The sequence below is a fragment of the Arthrobacter sp. 10T419 genome (assembly GCF_056394105.1).
This window is the reverse complement of record NZ_JBFTHF010000001.1, coordinates 714,114-731,530: the sequence shown is the minus strand read 5'-3', so window position 1 is coordinate 731,530 and position 17,417 is coordinate 714,114. Positions and strand designations below refer to the sequence as shown.

Here is a 17,417-nt window from a genome sequence, read left to right as displayed (position 1 = left end):
CCGGCCGCCGCCGATCTGCTTGGGCTGATCAGTCATAATGATCCTTCTTTCGATTTGAACTCTGTAGAGTTCGGTTTTTCGCAAGGCTGTCAGTCGATGTCCTGGACGCCGGTGAGACGTTGCTCTTCGACATCAAGCCTGGTTTGCAGTCGCCGGGCGATGGTGTCGTCGACCGTGCCGGCGAGGCGCAGTCCCAGGAGTGCTTCGCGCTTCCGCCCGAGGACGGCTTGGCGGAGCTTTGTTTCTTCATGGCGCGATTGCAGAGTCGCCACCGGATCGGAACCGGCTTTCAGCGCCTGAGTGACCGCTAGGTGGGATCGATACTCGTCGGCGAGGCGGTCGCGGAGCTCTGTGGTGGTGCCCAGTTCGTGCGCGAGCTCGTCGACGGCCGTGACGGCGGCGGAGGCGATGGCCAGCTCGGCGAGGCGGAGTTCTTCCTCCTCGGGCTCCTCCGGAAGCCGGGCCCACCTTACAACCGCGGGAAGCAACGGGCCTTGGACAAGCATGGTCAGCAAGATAACGCCGGCGGTGATGAGGATGATGTCGTCGCGGCCGGGGAGAGGGCTGCCGTCAGTGAGCGCCGACGGCACGGACAGAGCTATGGCGAGGGAGACTGCTCCGCGGAAGCCGGCGATGGAGCTGACGATCCGTGCCCGGTAAGTCATCCTGCGCCCACGTTGGGTGGGGCGGCGATCCAGGACCCGGATGACCGCGACGCTCACGGTTTGGAACAGGAACCGGACGATGACGAGGGTCAGCCACACGGCAAATGTGGACAGCAGAAGCCGGCCCAGATCGCCGGTCGCGATTTCGTGCATGGCGGTCTGCACTTGGAGGCCGATGAGGACGAATAGGGCGCCGTTGAGGAGGTAGGAGCCAAGGGGCCATGCCGACTCGGTCTGGCGGCGCGATGCTGCGGTGCTGATCCGGCTGGAGGTGAAGGAGATGATCAGTCCGGCGGCTACAACGGCCAGCACTCCGGAAGCGTGAACCGCTTCGGCGAGGAGGAAGGCAGCAAACGGGGTGATCAGCAACGCGATGTTGATTATCAGCGGGTCGCGTACCCGGACCAGGAGCAGGAAGGCCCCGGCCGCGACCAGGGTGCCGGCGACCGCCCCGCCGACGTAAGAGAGCGCGAACAGGCCGGCGATGTTCAGTGGCGTGTAGTTGCCCCCCAGTGCCGCGCCTACAGCGATCGCGTACAGCACCAGGGCTGTGCCGTCATTAGTCAGGCTCTCGGCTTTGAGCAGCATAAAGTTCCGGCGCGGCAACATCCGGCCCAAAGCCGCAACCGCCGTCGCGTCCGGCGGAGCCAGGGCAGCGCCGAGAATAAGCGCGGTGTTCCATGGCAGGCCAAGGAGGTGTCCCACTGCCGCGACGGCTAACGCAGAGCCAAAGACCAGCAGAGTGCTGAGCAAAACGATGCCGCGCAGATCCCTCCTGATCGACCGGAGCGACGTGGTTAAGCTCTCCCAGAACAGCATCACCGGCAGGAAGATCAGCAGCACGGTCTCCGGGGGAAGCTGGATCTGCCGCAGCTGCGGAACCAGGCCAAGGAAAAGTCCGAAGACCAGCAGCAGCAACGGCGCGGCGACCCGGAGCCGGGGAGCCAGGATGGCTCCGGCCAGTAAGGCCAGACCCAGCAGCACGACGGTTTCCAGGCCTTCCATGGCATGTCCTTTCAATCTGTTTGTTCTATTGCCCCCGCCTCACGGACGGGCCGCCGGGCCGGTGGTTACCAGGTTGACGCGACCGTGCGTGAAATGACCCAGTCGTCTCCGCGCCGTTCGAACCGGGAGCGCAACGTCAGGCGCCACGTGGCCCTCGAGCCCCAGATCGTTGCGTCGGTAAGTGTTCGGGCGGTCAGCTCTGGCATTGTGGCGTCCATGCCGTGGGTGGCCTCCACGGTTTCCATCCGGTGGTACTGCATCTCGCCGGCCTCAATGGCCTCAAGCCATTCCGACCTTGACTGCACGTATCCGGTCATATGCGTCAGGGTAAATCCGTCGGCGAGGATGCTGTCCAGTGCCGCAACTTCGCCGGCCACCATCGCCTCGCACAGGGTTACATGGAGCGCTTTTACTGCCGCTGCGGTCACGTCTGTCACCGCCGTCTTGCCTGCGCTGCGAGTTCGTGGGCGCCGTAGCTGTTGTCGTCGGGGTTGACGGTTACGCCGGGTGCGACGATCTTGTCGATGCGGTCAAGCACATCGGTGCTCAGTTTGATGTCTGCGGCCGGGAGGTAGGACTCGAGTTGTTCGATGGTGCGCGGTCCGACGATGGCGGACGTGACGCCGGGGTGGTTGATCACGAACGCGATGGCCAGCTCGATGAGGCTCAGCCCGGCCTCTTCGGCCAGCTGGGCGAGTTTTTCGACGATGTCGAGTTTGCGCTGGTTGGCCGGGCTGCTCATATCGAACCGGGCGTTCGGGCGGGCACTCGAGGTGGGTGCGGACGCTGCATCTTTGCGCCAGCGCCCTGAAAGCCACCCGCCGCTGAGCGGGCTGTAGGTGAGCGTACCCATCCCGTGGCGCTGAACGGTGGGCAGGATGTCCTCCTCGATGCCGCGGACCAGGATCGAGTATGGCGGCTGTTCGGTGACGAACCGTTCCAGGTGCCGTTCACGGGACGCCCACTGGGCTTCGACGATCTGGGATCCGGAGTAGGACGAGGACCCGATGTACCGGACCTTGCCCTGGCGGACGAGGTCGGTGAGGGCGCCGAGGGTTTCCTCCACGTCCGTGTCCGGGCTCGGCCGGTGCACCTGGTAGAGGTCGAGGTAGTCGGTCTTCAGCCGGCGCAGTGAGTTCTCGACCTCGCGGATGATCCAGCGGCGGGATCCGCCGCGCTGGTTGGGGTCCTCGCTCATGGGCATGAAGAACTTCGTGGCGAGGAAGACATCGTCGCGCCGGCCTTCCAGGGCCTGTCCGATGATTTCCTCGGACACCCCGCCGGAGTAGACGTCGGCGGTGTCGATGAAGTTGATCCCTGCTTCGAGGGCGCGGTGGATGATGCGGTGCGCATCGGCGCGGTCGTCGTTGCCCCAGGGGCCGAACATCATCGCGCCCAGGCAGAGCGGGCTGACCTGCACGCCGGTGCGGCCAAGGGAACGGTGTTCCATGGGTTCTGTCCCTCCGTCTCAGGCTTCGGGGATGGCCATGGCGAAGCGGTCTTCGCGGGCCACATCGGGGTCCGGTCCGTTGCGCACGCCGGTGTCGAGGGCGTCGATGGCGGCGAGATCGTCTGGGCTGAGTTCGAAGTCGAAGACGTCGAAGTTCTGAGCGATACGTGCCGGGTTGGTCGACTTGGGGATGGCGGAGCGGCCCTGCTGGAGGTGCCAGCGGAGCATGACCTGGGCGGGGCTCTTGCCGCGCGTCTGCGCGATGGCGGCGATCGTAGGGTCTTCCATCACGTTCCGGCGGTTCTCGCCCCAGCCGGGGTAGAAGGTGATGCCGCCGATCGGTGACCAGGCCTGGGTCAGGATGCCGTGCCGTGCGTCGGCGGCCTGTACGTCAGGCTGAGCGAAGTAGGGGTGCAGCTCGATCTGGTTTACCGACGGGACGACGTCGATTGCCGCGAGCAGCTGCGCGAGGTGGTGCGGCATGAAGTTGCTGACACCGATCGCCCGCACCCGCCCGTCAGCAAGCAGAACCTCCAGGGCCTTGTACGCGGCGACGGTCTTCTCAAACCGGTCGGGGGCGGGCTGGTGCAGGATGAACAGGTCGAGGTAGTCGACGCCCAGCTTGCCGGTCGCCTTGTCCCACGCGTGCAGCGTCTCCTCGTAGCCGTAGTCGCTGACCCAGACCTTGGTCTCGATGAAAACCTCCGAACGGTCCAGACCGGAGCGGCGGATGCCCTCACCGACTTCGCGCTCATTGCCGTACGCGGCGGCGGTGTCGACGTGCCGGTAGCCGGTTGCCAGCGCGGCCTCGACCGCCGCCGTCGTCTCTTCCGGCGGGCTTTGGAAAACGCCGAGTCCGAGGGCGGGCATCGTGATTCCGTTGTTAAGCGTGATGTTCATGATTTTCCTGACTGTGTGGTTGCGGGCGGACGAGTACTTTGAGGGCTTCTCGGTCGGCCATTGCCTTGTAGCCGGCGGGAACGTCGTCGATGCCGATGGTGCGGTCGAAGACCTTGCCGGGTTCTATGGTTCCGTCGAGCACGAGGGGCAGCAGTTCCTCGATGTACGCGCGGGCCGGTGCGACACCTCCGGTGAGGGTGATGTTGCGCATGAACTCGGGGAACCCGAGCGGAACTTCGGAGAACTGGGGTGCGCCGACGCGGCTGATGACGCCGCCGTCGCGAACCACACCGATCGCCATTTCGATCGCCGGCTTGAGCCCGACGGCTTCGAGTACGACGTGGGTGCCGTCGCCGTTGGTGAGTTCCCGGACTTTGGCGATGCCCTCGTCGCCGCGTTCGGCGACGACGTCGGTGGCGCCGAACTCCCGGCCGAGGTCGGTGCGGGCCTCGTGGCGGCCCATGAGGATGATTCGTGAGGCGCCCATGAGCTTGGCGGAAAGGACGGCGGAGAGTCCGACGGCGCCGTCGCCGATCACGGTGACGCTCTGGCCGGGTTTGATGTTGGCCTTCTTGGCCGCGTGGTATCCGGTCGACATGACATCGGAGAGGCTGAGCAGCGACGGGATCAGCTTCTCATCGAAGCCGGCGGGGACGACGACGAGGGTGCCGGATGCCTGCGGGACCCGGGCGAATTCGCCCTGGCCGCCGTCGTCGTGACCGCCCCAGTGGGCGCCGTGGCGGCAGGAAGTCTGCAGGCCTTCCTTGCAGAAGTCGCAGGTGCCGTCGGAGGCGACGAAGGGCGCGATGACAAAGTCACCGATCGCCAGGCCGGTCACCTCGGAGCCGAGTTCTTCGACGATGCCGACGAATTCGTGGCCCATGCGGGATCCTTCGGCGGACTCGGGCCTGGAGGCGTAGGGCCACAGGTCGCTGCCGCAGATGCAGCCGGCGACGATGCGCACGATCGCGTCAGTCGGTTCCTGAATGGTGGGGTTGGGGACGGTTTCGACGCGCACGTCGCCGGCGCCGTACATCAGTGTTGCTCGCATGTTGGGATTCCTTAGTAAGTTGTGGGCCGATTTCCAGTCAACACCGGTCACGGACCGCGTGGGAGTGCATGTCAGTACCCCCATGAAGGGGGGGACGGTGGGTCAGCGGGCCGGTTCGGGTTCCGGTGCGGGCACTGCCGCCCGGAGTGTCGTGGGTCGCCGTGAAGCGAGGTCTGCGGGCAGGATGAGCGCCGCGGTGACGGCCAGCGCCATGAGCAGCAGGACGCTGCCGACGGTGAGGGCGGCGCTGACCTGCGCCGCCAAATGGGCGGTGGCCGGGCTGGCGGGTACGGAGGCGGCCGCGGCCACCGCGACAGCAAGTCCCAGGCAGGTGCCGATCTGGTGGAAGGTATTCAGCAGGCCGGATGCGGCGCCAGCGTCGGCGGCGGGTGCGCCGATGATCCCGAACGACGTCAGCGGCGCGAACGCCAGGCCCTGGCCCGCGCCGATGAGGACCATGGGCAGGGCCACGTCGGCCAGGTAGGACGAGTTCGTTCCGGCGAGGCTGAGCCAGAACATCCCCACCAGCGAGAGCAGGATCCCGGCCATCAGCAGAACGGAGCCGGGCATCCGCCGGGCGAGCCTTGGGTTGGCCATGGCGACGGCGAAGTTGACCGCGGTCATGGGCAGGAACCCGATGCCTGCCTGCAGCGGATCGAAGCCGAGGACTTCCTGCATGAACTGGGTGGTAAAGAAAAAGAACCCGATCATCGCACCCAGGTACAGGAAGCGGGCAAAGTAGGCACCTGTGCGGCGGCGGCTCGCGAAAAGCCGCAGCGGCATGATGGGCTGGGCGGCCTTGCGTTCGATCAGCACGAACGCGACGAGGATCACGACGCCGGCGCTGACGGCCGTGATGGTGACCGGGGAAGTCCATCCCGCATCGGCGGTGTTGATGATGCCGAACACCAGGGCGCCGGCGCCCAGGGTGGCGCTGAGTGCTCCGGCCACGTCGAACCGTCCACTGGCACGTCCGGATTCGGGGAGAAATCGCGGCGCGAGGATGATCATGGCGGCGCCGATGGGCACGTTGACAAAGAAACCGGCCCGCCAGGAGATCCAGTGCGCCAGGGCGCCGCCGATGACCAGGCCCAGGCTGGCGCCGATCCCTGCCGTGGCACCGTACAGAGCCACCGCGCGGGTGCGCTCACGGCCCTCCGGGAAGCTCGCCGTGAGCAGGGACAGCGACGCCGGTGCCACCACAGCCGCGCCGATGCCCTGAACGGCGCGGCCGGCGATGGCCCACCCGGCGGAGGGAGCCAGCCCGATCAGCAAGGACGCGGTCGAGAACACCACCAGCCCGAAGACGAAGACCCGCCGGCGGCCCAGCAGGTCGCCGGCGCGGGCGCCGAGAAGCAGCAGGCCGCCGAAGACCAGGACGTAGGCGTCCTGTATCCACGAAAGCTCGCCGGTGCTCAGCCGCAGATCGGCCTGCAGGCTCGGCAGCGCGGTGAAGATCACCGAATTGTCCAGCAGGATCATGAAGTAGCTGGCGAGGATGATCGTCAGGATCGCCGCTGGATGGACAGCAGGTGTGGATGCACGTTTCATGCTTTCCATGCAACCGTGATTCCTCACGCGCCGGGAGTCACTGTCGTACAGGGTACTGACAGTCCCTCCCTCAAGCACTAGCCTCCGCGTAGCGTGGATGCCATGACACACAGCGATGACGTGCGGAAGTTCCTGACTTCCCGGCGAGCAAGGATCACGCCGGATGAGGCCGGCCTGCCGGTCTATGGCGGCAACCGTCGCGTTACCGGCCTGCGCCGCGAGGAAGTCGCGATGCTCGCCGGGATGAGCATCGATTACTACGTCCGTCTGGAGCGCGGAAACCTCTCCGGCGCCTCCGACAGCGTCCTCGAAGCACTCGCCCGGGCCCTGAAGCTCGACGAGGCCGAAACGGCCCACCTCTTTGACCTCGCCCGCGCCGCCACAGCTTCTCCCCGGGTGCGGCGCAAGCGCAGCCCGCAGACCGTGCGGCCCAGCGTGCAGCGCGTCCTAGACGCGATCACGGCCGCCCCTGCCTGGGTCCGGAACGACCGCGGCGATGTCCTGGCTTCCAACGAATTGGGCCGGGCGCTTTACCTGGACCTGATGGCAGAGCAGACCACCCCGCCGAACAGCGCACGCTTCACGTTCCTGAACCCGAAGGCGCGGGAGTTCTTCGCCGACTGGGAACGCGCGGCGGATGACATCGTCGCCGTCCTGCGCTCCACCGCCGGGAAGAACCCCTACGACAAGGACCTCACGGACCTGATTGGTGAACTCTCAACCCGAAGCGAGGAGTTCCGCACCCGGTGGGCCCGGCACGACGTGAAGTACCACCGGACCGGCCGCAAACGGCTCCACCATCCCATCGTCGGAGACCTGGACCTGAGCTTCGAGGCATTGGAACTACCGGCAGAGCCGGGGCTGCGCATCAATGTCTACACAGCAGATCCCCGGTCACCGTCCGAGGACGCACTCAAAGTCCTCGCCAGCTGGGCAGCCACCCAGCCCACTGCTCCCGAAACTGCCGTTAAGGAGAAGAAATGAACGATCGTCCCTCCACCGTGCTCATTGCCGGTGCCACCGGCAGCATCGGCCGCTACGCTGTAGCCGAGGCCCTAAAACAAGGCTACGCTGTCCGGGCACTCGTACGTGACCAGGCCCGCGCCGCCCGTGTGCTCCCCGACGCGGCCGAGCTCGTCGTCGGTGACCTGACCCGCCCCGAAACCCTCGGCACAGCCGTCGAAGGAGTCGATGCTGTCGTCTTCACCCACGGGTCCACCACCAATGAACGTGACGTGCGGGACAACGACTACGCCGGGGTCGCGAACGTCCTCAAATCCTTGGACGGCTGCCGGATCCGTGTTGCCCTCATGACTGCTATCGGCACCACACGGCCTGGCGTCGCCTACGCCCAGTGGAAGCTGCGCGGCGAGCGGCTCGTCCGCGCTAGCGGCAACCCGTACACGATCGTCCGGCCGGGCTGGTTCGACTACAACGACCCCGACCAGCGGAAAGTCGTCATGCTCCAAGGCGACCGGCGGCAGGCCGGTTCCCCCTCCGACGGCGTTATCGCCCGGGACCAGATCGCCCGCGTCCTCATCGAGAGCCTGCACATAGACGCCGCCGACCACAAGACCTTCGAACTCGTCGCCGAGCACGGTCCCGAACAAACCGACCTCACCCCAATCTTTGGTGCCTTGATGCCGGACCCAGCTGGGTCTCTGGATGCAGTCGAAGACGTGGTCGACCTCCCCACGGAGAGTGAGCCAGAAATGTTCCGTCGTGACCTCGCCTCCATCTCCGCCGGAAACTCCAGGACCGAAGGCTAGCGTCCGGGCTCAAGGCTTCCCCGTGGGTCAGATCCGGTTGCCTCGGGGCCATAGCACCCAGCCGCCAAGCACGTTTCTCTCGGCGACTATCACGGACGGTCCGATCAGGTCGGAAGCTATACGGTCTCCCCCGTCCCGAGTTCGCTGCGGCTTATCAGCCCAGCTGGAAGGAATCCTGGTCGTATCTGGGAAGGATAAGGCTTTATGGGAAGAGGTGCGTCAATCCTTCAGCGGGAAAGCGGTCGCAAAAGCATGGCCGCCAAGAACATGTTCTTGGCGGCCATGCAAGTCCTCAGAGAGGTCAAATCTAGACATTAAATCTAAATTCAACCACGTCGCCGTCGGCCATGACGTATTCCTTGCCTTCAATGCGGACCTTGCCACGGGCCTTCGCTTCGGCCATCGAGCCGGCCTCGATGAGGTCGTCGAAGGACACAACTTCGGCCTTGATGAAGCCGCGCTGGAAATCGGAGTGGATCACGCCGGCGGCCTGCGGTGCCGTGTCGCCCTGGTGGATGGTCCAGGCCCGGGTCTCTTTGGGACCGGCGGTGAGGTAGGTCTGCAGCCCCAGCGTATGGAAGCCGACGCGCGCCAGCTGGTCGAGGCCGGACTCGTCCTGGCCGTTCATTTCCAGCATTTCGCGGGCTTCTTCCTCGTCCAGTTCGACGAGGTCGGACTCGAGCTTGGCGTCGAGGAAGATGCAGTCGGCCGGGGCCACCATGGCGCGCAGCTCTTCCTGCTTCTCCGGACTGCCAAGGATTCCCTCATCCGCGTTGAAGACGTAGATGAACGGCTTGGCCGTGAGCAGGCCCAGCTCCTTGAGGTGTTCCATCTCGAGCTTGTCGCTCTTGATCGAGGAGAAGATGGTGTCGCCGCGTTCCAGCACAGCCTGGGCGGCCTTGACGGCGGCAAGCTCGGCGGCTTCGCGCTTTTTGATCTTTACTTCTTTTTCGATCCGGGGGACGGCCTTCTCGATGGTCTGCAGGTCCGCCAGGATCAGCTCGGTGTTGATGGTCTCCATGTCCGAGCGGGGATCAACCTTGCCGTCGACGTGGATGACGTCTGGGTCATCGAACACGCGGACGACCTGCGCGATGGCCTCGGCCTCACGGATATTCGCGAGGAACTGGTTGCCCAGGCCCTCACCTTCGGAGGCGCCCTTGACGATGCCGGCGATGTCCACGAAGGACACGGCGGCCGGGAGCAGGCGTGCGGAGCCGAAGATGGCCGCCAGCTTCTCGAGCCGCGGGTCCGGCAGGTTCACGACCCCGACGTTGGGCTCGATCGTGGCGAACGGGTAGTTCGCTGCGAGCACCTGGTTGCGGGTCAGTGCGTTGAAAAGAGTTGATTTGCCGACGTTGGGCAGTCCGACGATGCCAATAGTAAGAGCCACGAGTATTGATTCTACCGGTAAACGGGCCGGTCCCCTGCGGCGGCGGGGCGCCGTTCGCCGTCGGCGTCGCTCCTGGCTGCCTCAGACCGTGAGGGCCCGTGCGTCATTGGCTAAAAGTGTCAGGGGTGCGTGCCAGAGTGAAGGCATGGACGCTTTCGCACTCATTCTCGCCCTGCTGATGTTGCTGATCGGAGCCGTCGCCGGCGCCGCCTTCACCTTCGTGGTGTTGCGGCGTCGCAGCGCCGGCCTTGAACAGGACTTCGACGGCGTCTCCGCGCGCCTTTCCGAGGTCAGCGCCCAGTTCGCCGCCGCCGACGCCGAACGCCGCCTGCTGGCGGCCCAGAACCGGGAGCTGGGCGACGCCAGAACGCAGGACGGCAGCGTGCTGCGTGCACTGGCCCCCGTAGCGGAAAAGCTCACCGCGGTTCAGCAGCAGGTCTCGCTGCTGGAGCGGGACCGGCTGGAACAGTACGGCCAGCTCGCCCAGCAGCTGCAGGAGGCGAGGCTGTCTGACGAGCAGCTGCTGCGCTCAACGCATGCGCTCGAATCCGCCCTGCGCTCCAACAGCGCGCGCGGCCAGTGGGGCGAAGTGCAGCTGCGCCGCGTGGTCGAGGCGGCCGGGATGCTCCGTCACGTGGACTTCCACGAGCAGCTTCACAGCTCCGGTTCCGGATCAGAGAACACCGTCCGGCCCGACCTCGTGGTGCAGCTCCCGGGCGACAAGCAGCTCGTGGTGGACGCCAAGGTGCCGCTGACGGCCTACCTTGAGGCGCAGGAACTCGGCGCCACCGCCGGAAGCCGGGCCGCCGGGGCGGGAACGCTGAACGGTCAGCAGGCCCTGCTGACCACCCACGCGAAGGCCCTGAAGGCCCACGTGGACGCCCTGAGCAACAAGAAGTACTGGGACATCCCCGGCAATGCCCCGGAACTGGTGGTCTGCTTCCTGCCCGCGGAGTCGATCCTGGCCGCGGCACTCACTGCGGATCCGGCCCTGCTGGACTACGCGCTGTCCAAGAACGTCGTCCTCGCCTCTCCCGGGACGCTGCTGGCGGTCCTTAAATCGGTGGCGTTCACCTGGCGGCAGGACGTGCTGACGGACAGCGCGCGGGAGCTTTTCGAACTGGCGCAGCAGCTCTATGAGCGGATGGGAACCCTGGGCGACAACGTCTCCAAGCTTGGCTCATCGCTGAAGACCTCGGTGGACCGCTACAACTCCCTGGTCGGCACACTGGAGGCCAGGGTGCTGCCCACCGCACGGAAGCTCAACGCCCTGGACGGCGCGGGCCTGGCGACTCCGGTCACCGTCGAGGTGACACCGCGCTCGGTGGCGGCACCGGAACTCCAGCAGGAAATTGGCGTACGGGACGTCGTCGGCGACCGGGCCGACGACGTCGAGCGGCGCAACGACGCCGGCACCTCGGAAGAGTCAGCCGCGTAGGACTACTCTCCGGGCGAGGACTGTTCCGGGCGAGGACTGTGCCCCGGGCTAGGACTCTTTGGCGGCGCGGGTGCCGCGGCCGCCAAGGGCTCGGGTGACGTCCCCGGCCTGCTTCAGCGTGGCCCGGAGTTCCTTTGGCAGCGAGAACAGCAGGTCCTCCTCCGCTGTGACGACTTCCTCGACGGAACCGTAGCCGTAGTCGGCCAGGAGCCGCAGTACGTCCTTCACCAGGACCTCGGGCACGGACGCCCCCGAGGTCACGCCTACCGTGGCCACGCCCTCGAACCAGGACTCGTCCACCTCGTTGGCGAAATCCACCCGGTAGGAGGCCTTCGCCCCGTATTCAAGTGCCACTTCCACGAGGCGCACGGAGTTCGAGGAGTTGGCCGAGCCAACCACAATCACGAGGTCGGCCTGGGGCGAGATCTTCTTGATGGCCACCTGGCGGTTGGTGGTGGCGTAGCAGATGTCGTCGCTGGGCGGATCCTGCAGCGTGGGGAACCGCTCTTTCAGGAGCCGCACGGTCTCCATGGTTTCGTCCACGCTCAGGGTGGTCTGCGAGAGCCAGATAACCTTTTCCGGGTCGCGGACCGTCACCTTGTCCACCTCGTGCGGGCCGTTGATGATCTGGATGTGCTCGGGGGCCTCGCCGGCGGTGCCTTCGACTTCCTCGTGGCCGTCATGGCCGATCAGCAGGATGTCGAAATCGTCCTTTGCGAAGCGGACAGCCTCTTTGTGCACCTTGGTCACCAGCGGGCAGGTGGCATCGATGGTGCGCAGGCCCCGGTCCTCCGCAGACTGCACAACAGCCGGCGAGACACCGTGCGCCGAGAAGATCACCAGGGCGCCTTCAGGAACCTCGTCGGTTTCGTCAACGAAGATGGCACCCTTTTCCTCGAGGGAGCTGACAACGTGGACGTTGTGCACGATCTGCTTGCGGACGTAGACGGGAGGACCGTAGTGCTCAAGCGCTTTTTCCACCGCAATCACGGCACGGTCGACGCCGGCGCAGTAGCCGCGCGGGGCCGCCAACAGTACCTTCTTCGGTCCGGTCACGGGTGCCGCCGCGAGCACTTCCTCCGGCGAACGCCGCCGGCGCGGAACGGAGGGCATCGGAATGGATACAGCGGTGGAGGTCATGCCCCAATGCTACCGGTGTTCGCTACGGCAGGTTATTTGACGCCGGCCGGCGGGCGCCGACAACACGGAGCACGATGCCGGCGGCCAGCAGCACGCCGCCCGCCAGCAGCGCCGCCACAATCCACTGCCCGAAGCTGGCCGTGGCTGCCGCCACGAATTCACGTTTGAAGATCCCCGCCACGTCGTTGCCGCTCCCGACGCCCTGGACCATCGTTCCTGCCGCGTCCGAGCCAAATTTCCAGACACCGGCCAGGACCAAGGCCCCCAGACCGGTCCCGGCAAGGACCGTCCACTTCCGCCGCGCCGCGACGAACGCCAGGAGGAACGCAATGGCCGAGCCCACAGCCACGGCGGTGCCCATCGGCGCATAGGCCGAGACCCGTTCGATGAGCTGGCGCTGGTCGGACTGGCCGATGCTGATGCGCACCTGCTCCGGCGCCTTAACCGGAACGGGAGAGGCCTCCGAGACGCGCTTGACCACCAACCCGACCAGCGGGGCGACGTCCAGGGTCAGGGAGGTGGTGCCGGCCACTTCCGGCGGAAGCGTGCGGGGATCGGCGAAGCTTAGCCGGTGGCTCCTGCGCAGGGTCTCTGCCCAGGCCTCCGAGTATCCGGGCATGGAGGTCAGTGACTGCGCGGCGTCCGCCAGGATCGGTTTGACCACGGCCTCGAGGGGGGCGGGCAGCTGCTGGCCGCCGAAGGCCATCCCATTCACGGCGGCCGTGGCCAGCCTCTTCTGGAACGCGGGGTCCTTGCCGAGCGGTGCGGTGAGGGCGACGAAACCCTCCTCCTGGACAATGTTCCGGTCCACCCACATGGCCGGGACGGCAACAGCCGCCATGGCGAGGCCGATCAGCACTGCAATGGCCGAGACAAAAGTGCGCACGAAAGTCTCCTAGAAGGTTGGGAGTAGAGCCATCCTACGGTGGCGTCGCCGCGAACCCGAATGCAGGGCACCGTAAAGCGGGGCACCGTATAGCAGCGGCCCAAAACGTCCGGCCCTACTAGTAGAGCTATGGATAGAGTTGAAGCAGCTCCCCTCTTTATCAAAGGACCATGCATGCACCCGCACCTGCACCAGGCACTTCTCGCCGGCGGCCACCGGCATGTCTGAAGACACCGCCGCGGCAACCACCCTGCCGGCGACTGCGGCAGACACCAGCCCGGACAACCCGTGGCCGCTGCAGCTGCTCTCACAAAAACTGAAGATGCACATCGACCGGGCGCCCTCGGCCTGGATCGAGGGCCAAGTCATCGAACTCAACCGGCGCGGCACCAACGCCTACCTCACGCTGCGGGACATCGACGCGGAGATCTCCCTCCCTGCCTCGGTCTGGACCAACGTCCTGGACCGCCAGCCCACGCCGCTGGAGCGCGGTTCCCGGGTGGTGGCGCTGCTCAAAGCCGAGTTCTGGCTGAAGACGGGCCGGCTGAACATGTCGGTCAAGGACATCCGGCCGGTAGGACTCGGCGACCTGCTGGCCAGGATCGAACGTCTGCGCCAGGCCCTCGCGGCAGAGGGGCTGTTCGCCGACTCCCGCAAAAAGCGGCTGCCCCTGCTCCCCCATCGGATCGGCCTGATCACCGGCCGCGACTCGGATGCTAAAAAAGACGTGCTCCGCAACGCGGCGCTGCGCTGGCCCGCCGTCGAATTCGAAATCCGCGAGGTGGCCGTCCAGGGCAACACCGCGGTGGCCCAGGTCATCGGCGCGCTGCAGGAGCTGGACGCCCACCCGGAGGTCGACGTCATCGTCATCGCCCGCGGCGGCGGCGCCCTGGAGGACCTGCTCCCCTTCAGCAGCGAGGAACTCATCCGGGCCGTGGCCGCCGCGGCCACGCCGATCGTCAGTGCGATCGGCCATGAGGCGGACCGTCCCATCCTTGATGACGTCGCCGACCTGCGCGCCTCGACGCCCACCGATGCGGCGAAACGGATTGTGCCCGACGTCGTGGAGGAACTGGCGCGGGTCCGGCAGGCCCGGGAGCAACTGCGCCGCGGCGTCACCCGCCTGGTCGAGCGGGAGACGGACCGGCTGGCCTCGCTTCGCTCCCGACCGGTGCTGGCAGCCCCGGAGGGCATGGTCACCGCCCGGCACGACGACGTCGAACGGCTCAAGGGCCGCTCCCATGCGGCCATCAACACCGCCGTCGTGCGGGCCGCCGACCAGCTGGTCCACCTTAAGGCCCAGGTGCGCGCCCTCTCGCCGCAGAAAACGCTGGACCGCGGCTACGCCGTCGTCCAGCTCGACGATGGCAGCACCGCCCCGGGAACCCGCCACGAAGTGGTGCGACACCCGGACCAAGCACCCGCCGGCACTCCCCTGGCCGTGCGGGTGGCCGGCGGCAGGTTTAAGGCCCAGTCCACCGGCGGTCAGGAGCCCGCCGAGGACTGACCGGCCCATTTCCAAGAACCCAGGCAATCCAGACTTCCCGGACCCCGCGACGGGACCCCGACACGCGGTAGGCACCGGACCCACGCAAGGAGCATCAGCATGGCAGCAGAAAACGCAGCAACCCCGACCCCGAACACCGACATCGACGGCCTCAGCTACGAGGAGGCCCGCGAACAACTCGTGGGCGTGGTGGGCAGGCTGGAGGCCGGCGGCGCCAGTCTCGAGGAATCCCTCGCACTGTGGGAGCGCGGGGAGGCCCTCGCGAAGCGGTGCGAGCAGTGGCTCGAGGGCGCCCGCAAGCGTCTCGCCGCGGCCCGGGACCAGGCCGGCCAGGAAAGCTGACCTACGGCCGGCCGGCTAGGAGCGCCGCACCAGCTCGCGCTCCATGTCGACGTCGATCTCCGGGACCGGCCACTCGAGCGCCAGTCCTTCCAGCGCGTCCAGCAGCAGCTGCTGTACAGCGATCCGGGCATACCACTTCTTGTTGGCAGGGACCACGTGCCAGGGCGCAAGCTCGGAGCTGGTCCGCTCAAAAGCGGCCTGGTAGGCGTCCATGTAGTCGTCCCAGAAGGCCCGTTCCTTGAGGTCGTTGCCGCTGTACTTCCACATTTTCGAGGGGTCTTCCAGCCGTGCGAGCAGCCGTTCCTGCTGCTCGTCGCGGCTGATGTGCAACATGACCTTGACGATCTTCGTCCCGGCGGCCGTCTGCCGGGCCTCGAACTCGTTGATGGCCCGGTAGCGGCGCTCCAGTTCCTCTGCGTCCGCCCAGCGGTGCACCCGGTGGATCAGGACGTCCTCATAGTGGGAACGGTCGAACACGCCCACCATGCCGGCCGCTGGTACTTCCTTCTCGATCCGCCAGAGGAAGTCGTAGGACTGTTCCTCCGGGGTGGGCGCCTTGAACGACTTGAGCTGCACACCCTGCGGATTCATCTGGCCCATGACGTGGTTGACGATGCCGCCCTTGCCCGCGGTGTCCATGGCCTGCAGGACCAGCAGGACGCGCTTCTTTCCGCCGGTCCTGGACTCCGCAAAGAGCTGCTCCTGCAGCTGCGTGAGCTTGCCGTCGAGCTCGCTAAGCAGGGTCTCTCCGGCGGCTTTGTCCCCGGCGTAGCCCGGTGTGGAACCCGGGTCAAGGTCGCGGAGGCTGAACTTCTTGCCTGCCCTCAGGGTCTCGGAGGGATGTTTGTCGAAGTCCACGACATCTGCCATCAAAGCCTCTTTCCGGTTCGGGCAGCCCGCCGGCCGGACGTTCGGCGAGCGGCGCTGCTGTCCCGAATCCTAGTTGCCCTGGTACCGGCTCAGGAAGTCCGCCATGCGGTTGATCGCTTCCTCGAGGTCCTTGACGTTCGGCAGGGTCACCATTCGGAAGTGGTCCGGCCGGACCCAATTGAAGGCGCGGCCGTGGGAGACGAGGATCTTCTGCTGGCGCAGCAGGTCCAGGACGAACTTCTCGTCGTCGCGGATGTGGTAGACCTCGGGGTCCAGGCGCGGGAACAGGTACATCGCCCCGCGGGCCTGCTGCGTGCTGACGCCCGGGATGGCGTTGAGCATGTCGTAGGCCTTGTTCCGCTGCTCCAGCAGACGGCCGCCGGGCAGGATCAGGTCGTTGATGCTCTGGTATCCGCCGAGTGCCGTCTGGATCGCATGCTGCGCCGGCACGTTAGCGCACAGCCGCATGTTGGCGAGCAGGTTGATGCCTTCAAGGTAGTCCGCGGCGTCCTTCTTCGGACCCGAGATGGCCATCCAGCCGGCCCGGTAGCCGCAGACGCGGTAGGCCTTGGACAGCCCGCTGAAGGTCAGGCAGAGCACGTCGTCGCCGGTGAGGCTGGCCATGTTCACGTGGACGGCGTCCTCGTAGAGGATCTTCTCGTAGATCTCGTCGGCGAACAGCACGAGGCCGTGCTTTTCGGCCAGGGCCACGATCTTCTTGAGCGTTTCCTCCGGGTAGACAGCGCCGGTGGGGTTGTTGGGGTTGATCACCACGATGCCCTTGGTGCGCGGCGTGATCTTCGCTTCGAGGTCGTCCAGGTCCGGCTGCCAGCCGGATTCCTCGTCGCAGAGGTAATGCACAGGCTTCCCGCTGGCCAGGGCCACCGACGCCGTCCAGAGCGGATAGTCCGGGGTGGGAATGAGGACCTCGTCGCCGTCGTCCAGCAGGGCCATCAGCGACATGGTGATGAGCTCGCTGACTCCGTTGCCCAGGTAGATGTCGTCGACGTGGATGTTCTGGATGCCGCGGGTCTGGTAGTACTGCGAGACGGCGGTGCGGGCGGAGAAAATGCCTCGGGAATCGCTGTAGCCCTGGGCGTGCGGCAGGTGGCGGATCATGTCCACCAGGATCGCGTCCGGCGCTTCAAACCCGAACGGGGCCGGGTTTCCGATGTTCAGTTTGAGGATGCGGTGACCCTCTGCCTCCATCTGCTGGGCGGCCTGAAGAATCGGTCCACGGATGTCGTAGAGGACATTATGAAGCTTGGTGGACTGCTTGAATTCTGCCATTCATCAAATATGCCATATGGCGGATGTACTTCCCCTGAGACTTGTCTCACAGCGGAAGTCCGCGTCACACGGGCTCCCCGGGGCCGCCTGGCACCGAGCGGCGCAACGACGGCGGCGTAGCGACGGCGGCCGCCGGGTCCGGGGGTGCCGGATCCGGCGG

16 protein-coding genes are annotated in these 17,417 nt (G+C 66.4%); 5 read left to right on the top strand and 11 right to left on the bottom strand.

Annotated features, from left to right (window positions below; genetic code table 11):
• Positions 1–89 precede the first annotated feature (89 nt).
• From AC1DBD_RS03490 to AC1DBD_RS03465, 6 genes are all read right to left on the bottom strand, one after another.
• Positions 90–1,670 carry a Na+/H+ antiporter gene (locus AC1DBD_RS03490; RefSeq protein WP_476981431.1) on the bottom strand — a complete coding sequence of 527 codons (1,581 nt, stop codon included), beginning with the start codon at positions 1,668–1,670 and terminating at the stop codon, positions 90–92.
• Positions 1,671–1,735: 65 nt separating this feature from the next.
• Positions 1,736–2,107 (bottom strand): nuclear transport factor 2 family protein, encoded by a 372-nt coding sequence (locus AC1DBD_RS03485; RefSeq protein WP_476981430.1) that lies wholly within the window; start codon positions 2,105–2,107, stop codon positions 1,736–1,738.
• Positions 2,104–3,120: an aldo/keto reductase gene (locus tag AC1DBD_RS03480; RefSeq protein ID WP_476981429.1), complete on the bottom strand. Its 1,017-nt coding sequence runs from the start codon at positions 3,118–3,120 to the stop codon at positions 2,104–2,106. The genes AC1DBD_RS03485 and AC1DBD_RS03480 overlap by 4 nt, the downstream gene beginning before the upstream one ends.
• 18 nt (positions 3,121–3,138) lie before the next feature.
• Positions 3,139–4,020: an aldo/keto reductase gene (locus AC1DBD_RS03475; RefSeq protein WP_476981428.1), complete on the bottom strand. Its 882-nt coding sequence runs from the start codon at positions 4,018–4,020 to the stop codon at positions 3,139–3,141.
• The gene (locus AC1DBD_RS03470) at positions 4,004–5,071 is read right to left on the bottom strand and encodes a zinc-dependent alcohol dehydrogenase family protein (protein ID WP_476981427.1); all 1,068 of its coding nucleotides are present in this window, start codon (positions 5,069–5,071) and stop codon (positions 4,004–4,006) included. Before AC1DBD_RS03470 ends, AC1DBD_RS03475 begins: the two co-directional genes overlap by 17 nt.
• A gap of 102 nt (positions 5,072–5,173) precedes the next feature.
• Positions 5,174–6,622, bottom strand: a complete 1,449-nt coding sequence (locus AC1DBD_RS03465) for an MFS transporter (RefSeq protein ID WP_476981426.1) — start codon at positions 6,620–6,622, stop codon at positions 5,174–5,176.
• Between the two features lie 102 nt (positions 6,623–6,724).
• On the opposite strand from AC1DBD_RS03465, the gene AC1DBD_RS03460 reads away from it, so the two are divergent.
• Complete coding sequence (locus AC1DBD_RS03460; RefSeq protein ID WP_476981425.1) at positions 6,725–7,606, top strand: helix-turn-helix transcriptional regulator; 882 nt, start codon at positions 6,725–6,727, stop codon at positions 7,604–7,606.
• Entirely contained in the window at positions 7,603–8,391 is a 789-nt protein-coding gene (locus AC1DBD_RS03455) for an SDR family oxidoreductase (RefSeq protein ID WP_476981424.1), read from the top strand. Before AC1DBD_RS03460 ends, AC1DBD_RS03455 begins: the two co-directional genes overlap by 4 nt.
• A gap of 307 nt (positions 8,392–8,698) precedes the next feature.
• Here AC1DBD_RS03455 and ychF read toward each other — a convergent pair whose 3' ends face one another.
• Entirely contained in the window at positions 8,699–9,784 is a 1,086-nt protein-coding gene (gene ychF, locus AC1DBD_RS03450) for a redox-regulated ATPase YchF (protein ID WP_441417133.1), read from the bottom strand.
• Positions 9,785–9,929: 145 nt separating this feature from the next.
• Between ychF and AC1DBD_RS03445 the strand changes: the two genes are divergently transcribed.
• Entirely contained in the window at positions 9,930–11,222 is a 1,293-nt protein-coding gene (locus AC1DBD_RS03445; protein ID WP_476981423.1) for a DNA recombination protein RmuC, read from the top strand.
• Positions 11,223–11,270: 48 nt separating this feature from the next.
• Here the strand turns inward: AC1DBD_RS03445 and AC1DBD_RS03440 are convergent, their stop codons facing one another.
• A complete protein-coding gene (locus tag AC1DBD_RS03440) occupies positions 11,271–12,362 on the bottom strand; it encodes a 4-hydroxy-3-methylbut-2-enyl diphosphate reductase (RefSeq protein ID WP_441417131.1) in 1,092 nt (363 codons plus the stop codon).
• Positions 12,363–12,384: 22 nt separating this feature from the next.
• Positions 12,385–13,248 (bottom strand): hypothetical protein, encoded by an 864-nt coding sequence (locus tag AC1DBD_RS03435; RefSeq protein ID WP_476981422.1) that lies wholly within the window; start codon positions 13,246–13,248, stop codon positions 12,385–12,387.
• A gap of 220 nt (positions 13,249–13,468) precedes the next feature.
• On the opposite strand from AC1DBD_RS03435, the gene xseA reads away from it, so the two are divergent.
• The gene (gene xseA, locus AC1DBD_RS03430) at positions 13,469–14,755 is read left to right on the top strand and encodes an exodeoxyribonuclease VII large subunit (protein ID WP_476981421.1); all 1,287 of its coding nucleotides are present in this window, start codon (positions 13,469–13,471) and stop codon (positions 14,753–14,755) included.
• 99 nt (positions 14,756–14,854) lie between these two features.
• Positions 14,855–15,097 carry an exodeoxyribonuclease VII small subunit gene (locus tag AC1DBD_RS03425; protein ID WP_175321268.1) on the top strand — a complete coding sequence of 81 codons (243 nt, stop codon included), beginning with the start codon at positions 14,855–14,857 and terminating at the stop codon, positions 15,095–15,097.
• Positions 15,098–15,112: 15 nt separating this feature from the next.
• Here AC1DBD_RS03425 and AC1DBD_RS03420 read toward each other — a convergent pair whose 3' ends face one another.
• Together AC1DBD_RS03420 and AC1DBD_RS03415 are read right to left on the bottom strand one after the other, a co-directional pair.
• Complete coding sequence (locus AC1DBD_RS03420; RefSeq protein WP_441417128.1) at positions 15,113–15,967, bottom strand: polyphosphate kinase 2 family protein; 855 nt, start codon at positions 15,965–15,967, stop codon at positions 15,113–15,115.
• Positions 15,968–16,036: 69 nt separating this feature from the next.
• On the bottom strand, positions 16,037–17,257 hold the full coding sequence (locus tag AC1DBD_RS03415) for a pyridoxal phosphate-dependent aminotransferase (RefSeq protein WP_175321266.1): 1,221 nt from the start codon (positions 17,255–17,257) through the stop codon (positions 16,037–16,039).
• Positions 17,258–17,417: the final 160 nt, after the last annotated feature.

Bases quoted from the DNA above. Each gene is read 5' to 3' on its own strand.
- xseA (WP_476981421.1), top strand. From the start codon at position 13,469: ATGTCTGAAGACACCGCCGCGGCAACCACCCTGCCGGCGACTGCGGCA.
- AC1DBD_RS03470 (WP_476981427.1), bottom strand. From the start codon at position 5,071: ATGCGAGCAACACTGATGTACGGCGCCGGCGACGTGCGCGTCGAAACC.
- AC1DBD_RS03445 (WP_476981423.1), top strand. From the start codon at position 9,930: ATGGACGCTTTCGCACTCATTCTCGCCCTGCTGATGTTGCTGATCGGA.
- AC1DBD_RS03440 (WP_441417131.1), bottom strand. From the start codon at position 12,362: ATGACCTCCACCGCTGTATCCATTCCGATGCCCTCCGTTCCGCGCCGG.
- AC1DBD_RS03475 (WP_476981428.1), bottom strand. From the start codon at position 4,020: ATGAACATCACGCTTAACAACGGAATCACGATGCCCGCCCTCGGACTC.
- AC1DBD_RS03415 (WP_175321266.1), bottom strand. From the start codon at position 17,257: ATGGCAGAATTCAAGCAGTCCACCAAGCTTCATAATGTCCTCTACGAC.
- AC1DBD_RS03490 (WP_476981431.1), bottom strand. From the start codon at position 1,670: ATGGAAGGCCTGGAAACCGTCGTGCTGCTGGGTCTGGCCTTACTGGCC.
- AC1DBD_RS03480 (WP_476981429.1), bottom strand. From the start codon at position 3,120: ATGGAACACCGTTCCCTTGGCCGCACCGGCGTGCAGGTCAGCCCGCTC.
- AC1DBD_RS03455 (WP_476981424.1), top strand. From the start codon at position 7,603: ATGAACGATCGTCCCTCCACCGTGCTCATTGCCGGTGCCACCGGCAGC.
- AC1DBD_RS03420 (WP_441417128.1), bottom strand. From the start codon at position 15,967: ATGGCAGATGTCGTGGACTTCGACAAACATCCCTCCGAGACCCTGAGG.
- AC1DBD_RS03465 (WP_476981426.1), bottom strand. From the start codon at position 6,622: ATGAAACGTGCATCCACACCTGCTGTCCATCCAGCGGCGATCCTGACG.
- AC1DBD_RS03425 (WP_175321268.1), top strand. From the start codon at position 14,855: ATGGCAGCAGAAAACGCAGCAACCCCGACCCCGAACACCGACATCGAC.
- AC1DBD_RS03460 (WP_476981425.1), top strand. From the start codon at position 6,725: ATGACACACAGCGATGACGTGCGGAAGTTCCTGACTTCCCGGCGAGCA.